This is a genomic window from Rhodococcus sp. CX, from assembly GCF_015865005.1.
GTDB lineage: Bacteria > Actinomycetota > Actinomycetes > Mycobacteriales > Mycobacteriaceae > Rhodococcus.
On record NZ_JADZGH010000259.1, the window covers coordinates 81151 to 90324 of the forward strand.

General features: G+C 68.3%; 9 protein-coding genes. 5 read left to right on the top strand and 4 right to left on the bottom strand.

Going from position 1 to position 9174, the window contains the following annotated elements; translation table 11 throughout:
* The 3 genes from I0Q12_RS28510 to I0Q12_RS28520 form a co-directional block, all read left to right on the top strand.
* Positions 1–829 (top strand): TetR/AcrR family transcriptional regulator (locus I0Q12_RS28510; RefSeq protein ID WP_197256958.1); only part of this gene is annotated, 829 nt, incomplete at its 5' end.
* Entirely contained in the window at positions 826–1932 is a 1107-nt protein-coding gene (locus I0Q12_RS28515) for an NAD(P)-dependent alcohol dehydrogenase (RefSeq protein ID WP_197256960.1), read from the top strand. The genes I0Q12_RS28510 and I0Q12_RS28515, both read left to right, overlap by 4 nt.
* 11 nt (positions 1933–1943) lie before the next feature.
* Positions 1944–2420, top strand: a complete 477-nt coding sequence (locus I0Q12_RS28520; protein WP_197256962.1) for a DUF4334 domain-containing protein — start codon at positions 1944–1946, stop codon at positions 2418–2420.
* Between the two features lie 99 nt (positions 2421–2519).
* Here I0Q12_RS28520 and I0Q12_RS28525 read toward each other — a convergent pair whose 3' ends face one another.
* Positions 2520–3374 carry an oxygenase MpaB family protein gene (locus I0Q12_RS28525; protein ID WP_197256964.1) on the bottom strand — a complete coding sequence of 285 codons (855 nt, stop codon included), beginning with the start codon at positions 3372–3374 and terminating at the stop codon, positions 2520–2522.
* Between the two features lie 94 nt (positions 3375–3468).
* Positions 3469–4179 (bottom strand): GntR family transcriptional regulator, encoded by a 711-nt coding sequence (locus tag I0Q12_RS28530; protein ID WP_197256966.1) that lies wholly within the window; start codon positions 4177–4179, stop codon positions 3469–3471.
* A gap of 223 nt (positions 4180–4402) precedes the next feature.
* Between I0Q12_RS28530 and I0Q12_RS28535 the strand changes: the two genes are divergently transcribed.
* Entirely contained in the window at positions 4403–5911 is a 1509-nt protein-coding gene (locus I0Q12_RS28535; RefSeq protein WP_197256968.1) for an aldehyde dehydrogenase family protein, read from the top strand.
* 73 nt (positions 5912–5984) lie between these two features.
* Positions 5985–6887: an oxygenase MpaB family protein gene (locus I0Q12_RS28540; RefSeq protein ID WP_374068825.1), complete on the top strand. Its 903-nt coding sequence runs from the start codon at positions 5985–5987 to the stop codon at positions 6885–6887.
* A 95-nt stretch (positions 6888–6982) separates the two neighbouring features.
* Here the strand turns inward: I0Q12_RS28540 and I0Q12_RS28545 are convergent, their stop codons facing one another.
* Entirely contained in the window at positions 6983–8458 is a 1476-nt protein-coding gene (locus I0Q12_RS28545) for an MFS transporter (protein WP_197256971.1), read from the bottom strand.
* Positions 8459–8539: 81 nt separating this feature from the next.
* Positions 8540–9055, bottom strand: coding sequence for a TetR/AcrR family transcriptional regulator (locus I0Q12_RS28550; protein ID WP_231611642.1), 516 nt, complete (start codon positions 9053–9055; stop codon positions 8540–8542).
* Positions 9056–9174: the final 119 nt, after the last annotated feature.

Genomic DNA, 9174 nt, shown 5'->3' on the forward strand with positions numbered 1-9174 from the left:
CATGATGCGGGACATCAACAGCCGCATCGGCGAGACGATCGCCGGGGTCCGGCCCGGCCTGGCCAGGTCCGACTACGTGCTGCTCAGCAGCGCGGTGCTCAGCGTCATCGGCTCCATCACCGCCCATCGGGCTCCCCTCGCGAGCCGCCGGCTCGAGCAGCTGCTGCTCGGCGCGTGCCATGCCGTGATCGGCACCGAACTCGAGCCGGACGAGCCGCAGACGGACGAGCCCACGCGGGGTCCGGGACTCGCGGTCGCCAACCGGCGTGAGGTGCTCCTGCGCGAGGCGATCCTCCTGTTCGATGCCCACGGGTACCACGAGGTGAGCATCGAGGAGATCGGTGCGGCCGCGGGTATCAACGCCTCCGGCGTCTACCGGCACTTCGCCAGCAAGGCGGATCTGCTCGCCGCGGCCTTCCACCGGGCCGCCGACCGGCTGGCCGTCGCCGTCGGTTCGGCGCTCGCCGAGTCCACGACTCCGTCCGAAGCGATCGACGCGCTCACCGAGGTCTACGTGCGATTGGCGTTCGAACGCAGCGAGCTGATGTCGGTGTACTTCGCCGAGATCGGGAATCTGCCCGACTCCCATCGCGCGGACCTTCGCAACGTGCAGCGGCTGCACGTCGACGAGTGGGCCCGCCTGGTCGGTGAGGTGCGGCCCGAACTGTCCGCGGTCGAGTGCCGTTTCCTCGTCCACGCGGCCCTCAATCTGGTCCTCGACAGCGGCCGGCTCGTGCGATTCGATCCGGCTCCGTCGAACCTGAAGCGCGTGCAGCAGTTGATGCTTGCCGTCCTGCTCGGCGACAACACCGGGCAGGCCGGCGCATGACCCGCACCGCGACCGCGGCGGTGCTGCGCGCGCACGGCAGCGCCCCCGCCCTCGAAACCGTCACCGTCCCGGACCTGCGCCCCGACGAAGTGCTCGTGCGCATCGCGGGCGTCGGCATCTGTCACACCGACCTCACCGCCGCCGACGGTGGTGTTCCCCTGCCGCTGCCCGCGGTGCTCGGGCACGAAGGCGCCGGCATCGTCGCCGAGATCGGCTCGGAGGTCACCGAACTCGCGGTCGGCGACGCGGTGGTCCTCGGATTCGACTCGTGTCGTACGTGCCGCAACTGCAGCCGCGGTCGACCCGCCTACTGCACCCGGTTCGCACCCCTCAACTACGGGGGCCGCCGACCCGACGGCAGCACCACGATGCACGACGCCGCGGGCGAACCCGTCCACGGCAACTGGTTCGGGCAGTCGTCGTTCTCGTCGCTGGCGGTCGCGACCGCGCGCAACGCCGTGCGCCTGCCCGACGACGTGCCGGTGGCGCTCGCGGGGCCCCTCGGCTGCGGCCTGCAGACCGGCGCCGGCACGGTACTGAACACGCTGCGACCCGAGCCCGGCTCGTCGATCGCGGTGTTCGGGCTCGGTGCGGTCGGCATGGCCGCGATCGCGGCGGCGAAGATCGCCGGATGCACCACGATCGTCGGAATCGATCCGAATCCGCGGCGGCACGACGTCGCGGGGCAACTGGGCGCGACCACCGTCCTGTCCCCGGACGAGAACACGGCGCGACGAATCCGCGAACTGACCGGAGGCGGAGCCGATTTCGCGGTCGAGTCGGTCGGGTCCGAGACGGTGATCCGGCAGGCGCTGTCGTCGCTGGCCAGTCCCGGAACGTGCGCCACGCTGGGCCTGCGCGCGGGACGCAACCCGATCACCGTCGACCAGACGCACCTGCTCAGCGGTCGCACCCTGACCGGGGTCATCGAGGGTGACAGCGATCCGCACGTGTTCCTGCCACAACTCGCCCGGTGGTGGCGCGAGGGCCGGTTCCCGGTGGACGCGCTGGTTCGGACGTTCCCGTTCGAGAAGTTCGGCGACGCACTCGCCGCGGTCGAGGCGGGCGAAGTCGTCAAAGCGGTACTGACATTCGAACAGTGAAGGAGTTTGGGATGACGGTCCAGGAGGACGTCGCGGCCCTGCGTGCCCGCACGGATCGCATCGATCCGCGTGAACTCGACGCGGTGTGGGACCGACTCGAACCGGCCACGATCGACGATCTGGTCGGATATCGGTGGCGCGGATTCAGTTTCGACACCGGTCACCACACGCACCAGATGCTGGGCGCGGCACGCTGGTACGGCAAGTCGTTCGCCTCCGCCGAGAGCGCCCAGCCGTTGCTGTGCTACGACGAAGACGGAAACCTCTTCTCCGACAAGGCCACCGGTCGCGGCGGCGCGTCGCTGTGGGAGGTGCGGTTCCGCGGTGAGGTCACCGCGACCATGGTGTACGACGGCATGCCGATCTTCGACCACTTCAAGAAGGTCGACGACGACACGCTGATCGGCGTGATGAACGGCAAGGGCCGGCTGGTCTTCGACAACGGCGAGCACTACTGGTTCGGCCTCGAGCGCGACGTCGCTCTCTGAAACCCGTTGGTGGGGGCCGACATCCGGCCGGACCGGATGTCGACTCCCGTTACCCGGTAGTGCGCGGGACCTCGCCGAGGCGAGCGCAACGTCCGACGATCAGATGATGTGCTTGTCGGCGGCGAAGCGGCGGCGCATGTCGCGCAGGTAGTAGGTCGCCGACAGCTGCCGGATCGGACGGGGCACCTTGACGTAGACGGCTCCGATCGTGGCCATGAGACGGTCGAAGCGGCGCTGGTCGCGGGGACTCCACGGGAGCGCGAACTCGTCCCGGATACGCTGCGGCAGAAGGCCGATCGTGAGGAACCGCTGCAGCGGCATGGCGAGGCGCACCGGCAACGGCGAGTCGCCGCCGCTGAGCAGCACGCGGGTGTACGCGCGGACCTTGTCGTCGACCTGGAGGGTTGAGATCTTCTCGTCCCAGTAGGCGTCGAACTCGGCCCGGGTCGCCGGCCACATCTCTTCCTTGACCTGCAGCGCGGTGCCGTAGACCGCGGACTGCCGGTAGATGCGCTCGGCGTCGGCGTCGGACAGCTTCCCGAAGAAGCGCTCGTACATGTTCAGACCGTTGCGGTACAGCGTTGCCGCGACCCACAACTGCAGCTCGGGATCGAATGCGCTGTAGGTCTCCGAGCGCACCGGCACGTGGGCCTTGTTGACCAGCCGGACGATCGCCTTCTTCTCCTCCTCGGTGCCGAGGGTGACGGCGTAGACGTAGGTCATCGTGGTGCGCAGACGGTCGAGCGGCCGCTGCAGGGTCGTGCTGTGGTCGGCGACGCCGTACCCGACCCCACGCTCGGCGAGCTGCAGCAGCACGGTGGCGCCGGCGCCGAGGAGCAGCATGGACTCACCGACGAAGTCGTTCAGGTTCACCGAGCCGGGCGGGATCGGCGGCACCGCCGCCGGCGTTTCCGGCGCGGACGTTTCGACACGCTCTTCCGTACGGGTCCCCATCGGTTCGTCCTCTTCTCAGCGAAATTCCGAGTGCTACACGGTCACCCAATATTGTGCACAGGTGTGTGCAGATTTCACAAGGGGTCGAACGGCCCTACTCCGCGGACCCGAAACCGACGCGCTCGAGATGCGTCACGAGGCGCTTCGCGGCGTCGTCGAACAGGGACAGGGTTTCGCCTCGCACGGCGTCGCGGTCGCGGGTACGCAGAGCGGCGATCAGGCGCCGATGCGATTCGACGGCCCGCTCGCCCCACCCGATATCCCCTGCGTAGAGGCGGTACGGGGTGTTGCGGGCGGCGCTGCCGAGGAACCAGGCCAGCTTCGGACTGTGCGCGAGGCGGTTGAGTTCCCGATGGAAGACGAACTCGGCATCCGCGATTCGCTCGACGTCCGGATCCCCACCCCGGGACGACGAAACCGCCGCAGCCAGAGCCTGATTGAGCTCGTCCAGGCGATCGAGATCGGCCTCCTTCGCACGATCGACGACGCGGAGAGCCAGCTCCACCGCGATGCGCCCCTGCAACCAGAAGACGTCGGCGACGTCGCCGGACCCGAACGGTGCGACGACGTACCCGCGGTTGGGGACCGACTCCACCATCCCCTCCCCCCGCAGCGTCAGCAGCGCCTCGCGCACGGGCGTGACGCTGACGCCCAGGTCGGAGGCGGTTTCGTCGAGCCGGACGAAGTCGCCGGGACGGAGTTCACCGGACATGATCGACCCGCGCAGATGCGCCGCGACCTCGTCGGACAGTTGCGGCCGTCGCGCCGATCCCGTGCCGCGGGACGTGCGTGTGGGTGCAGCCATCGCCTCTCCTCATCCTTCTCTCGCGCAACGATCCGATCGCGGGCAACAGGCGAATAGGGCGTAGCCGGTTGTCATTTCGCCTTTTCGCGCTCCCGGATCGGGCGAATACGGCCACACCTGCCCACGAGGGGTTGTCGACGCGGGACGCGCAGCCTAGTGTGAAACGCATTACCAGGAATCGCATCAAATATATGTGATGCGCTCGGCCAAGGAAGCGGCGCCAATGACCCAGGAACTGACCCCCACCGAGACGACAGGAGAGGCGGCCACTACGTTCGCCAGCCTCGATCCGCGCAACGGCAATGTGCTCGCCGAATATCCGATCGCCACCACCGCAGACGTCGCCGGCGCGGTCGAACGCGCTCGGACCGCCGCCCGCTGGTGGGACGCTCAGGGCTTCCGCGGCCGCCGCGACTGGCTGCTCGAATTCAAGAAGGCCATCGCGGTGGACGCCGACTCGCTCGCGAGCGTCGTCTCTGCCGAGACCGGAAAGCCGCACGGCGACGCGTTTCTCGAAGTGATGCTCGCCATCGAGCATCTCGACTGGGCGGCGAAGAACGCGAAGAAGGTTCTCAAGGCGCGCAAGGTGCCGTCCGGCCTCGCGAGCTTCAACCAGGCGGCGACGCTCGAATACAAGGCGCTCGGCGTCGTCGGCGTCATCGGGCCGTGGAACTACCCGGTGTACACCCCGATGGGTTCGATCTCGTACGCCCTCGCCGCCGGCAACGCCATCGTGTTCAAGCCCAGCGAACTCACGCCCGGCGTCGGCAAGTGGCTCGAGACCAAGTGGAACTCGATCGCCCCGACCCAGCCGGTCTTCCAGGTGATCACCGGTCTCGGTGAGACGGGCGCGGCACTCGCCCGCTCCGGCGTGGACAAGATCGCGTTCACCGGTTCCGGCCCGACCGCCCGCAAGGTCATGGCAGTGTGCGCCGAAACCCTCACCCCGCTCGTCGCCGAGTGCGGCGGCAAGGACGCGATGATCGTCGCCGCGGACGCCGACCTGGACAAGGCCGTGCAGTTCGCCGCGTTCGGTGCCTTCGGCAACGCCGGCCAGACCTGCGCCGGCGTCGAGCGCGTCTACGTCGTCGAGTCGGTCTACCAGCAGTTCCTGGACAAGTTCGTCGCGGCCGTCGAGCGGGCCGTCCCCGGCGGCACGGACGATTCCACCTACGGCCCGATGACCCTGCCGCGCCAGATCGACGTCGTGCGCAGCCACGTCGAGGACGCCCTCGCCAAGGGCGGCACCGCCGTCGTCGGCGGCCCCGAGTCCGTCAAGGAGCGGTACGTCGAGCCGGTGATCCTCACGAACGTGCCGGAGACGTCCAGCGCGGTGTGTGAGGAGACGTTCGGCCCGACCGTCGTCGTCAACAAGGTGCGCGACCTCGACGAGGCCGTGGAGCGCGCGAACGGCACCAGCTACGGTCTCGGCGCGTCGATCTTCACCAAGAGCAAGTCGCGGGGTCGCGCGATCGCCGAACGCCTGAACAACGGCATGGTGTCGGTGAACTCGGTCCTCGGTTTCGCGGGCATCCCGTCGCTGCCGTTCGGTGGCATCGGCGAGTCCGGTTTCGGCCGTATCCACGGTGCCGACGGCCTGCGCGAGTTCAGCCGCCCGAAGGCCGTCACGGTCGAGAAGTTCAAGGCTCCTCTGAACCTGATGTCGCTCGAGCGGTCCGAGCGGGACATGAAGATCTCCGCCGCCATGCTCAAGTACATGCACGGTCGGTGATCGCGTGACCACGACACGTCCGTCCACCCGCCGCACCCGCAAGCCCGCGGTCGCGGCGGTGCCCGCGGCCCGCATCGAGAAGGCGGGTTCGTTCCCTGCGCCCGATCGTGATCCGCATCCGAAGCGCGGGCGCCTCGGGTGGCTGAGGGTGATCGAGGGTCTCGACCCCGTCACCCACCATCAGGACATCATGCGCATCACGGCGGGCTACGAGTTCCCGTGGGACTACCAGCGCTCGCTCGAGTTCGCTCTGTTCCGCACCTACTGCGTGCCGACGATCTCCGACTTGCTGGCGCGCACCGGGGAGTTCGAGAAGCGACCGCAGAAGCGGTACGACGACACGTCGCTGCTGATGGCCGAGCTGATCGAGCACGGCTACGACTCCGATCGGGGCCGCGAGTCGCTGCGCAACATCAACCGGATGCACGGGATGTACACGATCGACAACGACGACATGCTGTATGTCCTGTCGACGTTCATCTACGACCCGTTGGACTGGATCGACCGGTACGGCTGGCGGCGGCTGCATCCGAACGAGCGCCTCGCCTCGTTCCACTTCTACCGCCAGGTCGGGATCCGGATGGGCATCAAGGACATCCCGGAGTCCTTCCAGGAGTTCCACCGTTTCAAGACGGAGTACGAGCGGACGAAGTTCGTCTACAGCGACTCCAACAACAAGATCGGCACGTACACGCTGCGGCTGTTCGAGTCGTGGTACCCGTCGGTGCTCCGGCCGGTCGTCGCGTCGGCGGTGTATGCGCTGATCGACGAGCAGATGGCGACGGCGTTCGGATTCGAGCAGGGATCGCCGCGGTCGCGGGCGATCGCCGAGTCGGCACTGCGTGCGCGGTCGGCACTGGTGCGCCTGCTGCCGAAGCGCCGGGCGTCGGTGTCGGCGAAGAACCCGCAGAACCGCACGTATCCGGGCTATCCGGTCGGTTACCGGCCGCGCGATCTGGGCGTCGGACACCACTGATCCGGCCGGATCCCGAATCCACTCGGCCCCCGTTCCTCCGCCGGTTCGATCGAATCGGACGGGGGAACGGGGGGCCGAGTGGTTGTTCGCTGTGATCAGGCGATGCAGCTGCGACGCCCGCGTGCCGGCAGCGCGAAGGCGGCGGCGAACACGATCACCGCGCATGCCCCGCACGCGAGGTAGGCGAGCGTGAATCCGGTGCCCGAGATCCCGCCGGCCAGGGTGTACGCAGCGAGGATCGAGGCGACCGTCGCGCTGCACACGGTGCTGCCGACGGTGCGCAGCAGCACGTTCACGCCGTTGGCGGCGGCATTCTGCGTGGCCGGGACCGCACCGAGGATGAGCAGCGGCAGCGTGCAGTAGACGAAGGTGGTGCCGACCGCGGCGACGAACACCGCGGCGACGACCGTCCAGACCGGCTTGTCCGGCACGGCATGGACGGCATACCCCGCGATGAGGAACAGCGCACCACCGAACATCGCGGCGCGTGCGCCGAACCGGTCCGCGACGCGCGCCGCGACGAGCGCGAAGATCATCATCGCGAAACTCGCGGGCAGCTGGCACAGCGCGGCCTGCAGGATCGTCAGCCCGTAGCCGGCTCCCTGTTCGGGCGAGGCCTGCAGCAGCTGAGTGGTGATGAGCGTGTTGCCGTAGAACGCGAAACCGACGACGAGCGCCGTCAGGTGCGGGACCAGGACCGCCCGCTTCGCGGAGACACGCAGGTCGACGAGGGGGTTTCCGTTGCGCAGCTGCTGCATACCCCACAGCAGGAAGAGCACGATCGCGGTCGCGAACATCGTCAGCACCGCGGGACTGGTCCACCCCCACGTGCTGCCCTGGGTGATCGGCACCAGCAGGCACACCAGGGCCCCGGTGAGACCGACGGCGCCGACGGCGTCGAAGCGGCCGCCGGTGCGGGTTCGGGATTCGCGGATGAAGATCACTGCCGCGGCGAGCACACCGGCGCCGATCGCAGTGGTGACCCAGAAGAGCACGTGCCAGTCGGCGTACTCCACGATGGTCGCGGCGAACGGGATACCGACGGCGGTACCGATACCGAGGGTGGCGCTGAGCACGGCGACGGCACGGTCGACGCGCTCCCGGGGCAGTTCGTCCCGGAGGATCGACATGCCGATGGGCAGCACCGCGGCACCGGCTCCCTGCAGCCCGCGGGCCAGGATGAGCAGGCCGATCTGCGAGGTCAGCGCGCAGATCAGGGAGCCCAGCGTCATGAGTGCGAAGGCGGTGACGAGCATCCGCTTCTTGCCGATCATGTCGGCGAGGCGACCGAAGATGGGAGTCATGATGGCGCCGACCAGCAGTGTCGTGGTCAGCAGCCAGGACGCGGCGGTGGCGCCGGCACCGGTGAGGGCCGGCATGCTCGGCAACAGCGGAACCATGACCGTCTGCATGATGGCCTGGAACACCGCGCCGACGGCGAGAATCGGGAAGACGAAACGCGACGAGCCGCCGTCGGGGGCGGTCGTGCGGGAAGGTGCGACTACTGGTGAGGACAACCGGTCTGTGCGCGGGAAGCGGATGCGCAAGGGGAGAACCGATGCCTGAGTCATCAGAAACTCCTTGCCTGTAGTAAATAATTGTTCACCACTGTAGGTGAACGGTCATTTACCTCACAAGGTGTGAGAGCTTTTTCACTCGCCGTCGAGCAGTTTCTGCACCAGAGGCGCGTACAACGGCAGCACGTCGTCGACCGTCCCGGTCGCGAGCTCTCGCATCATCCGGCGCCGCATGATCGCCAGTCCCATCACCATCGACATCGCCAGCTCCGCCCGCAGCCGCGCGTCCGGGCCGGGCAGACGCGCGGCGAGCGCGTCGATCATCTGCGTCGAGTAGTTCTCCCGCAGGGTGCGGTTGCTCTCCTCGCTGGTCCCGCTCATGAACAGGATGTTCATCGACAGCGGACGATAGGGCTCGCTCGGTCGCGCGAGCAACGACACCATGTGCTCGCCGAGTCGTTCCACGGGCGCGTCGAACAGTGTTTCGGCGCCGCTGTGGAAATCGATCAGTTCCTCGAACAACTGCTCCTTGGAGCCGAAGTACTTGATGATCAGCGAGGCGCTGACCCCGGCATCCTCGGCGATGTCCTTGAGCGTGATCTCGCGGTACGGCCGGGTCGCGAACGCGACACCGGCCGCGTCGACGATCAGCTTCCGAGTCTCCTCGGCGGTCCGGCGGCGGCGGTGTTCCGGCGCTCCCGCTTCCGGCGCTCCCGCTTCCGTCGGCGCCGTCTCCCTGGGCACCGACACGGCTACAGCGTCCGGCGACC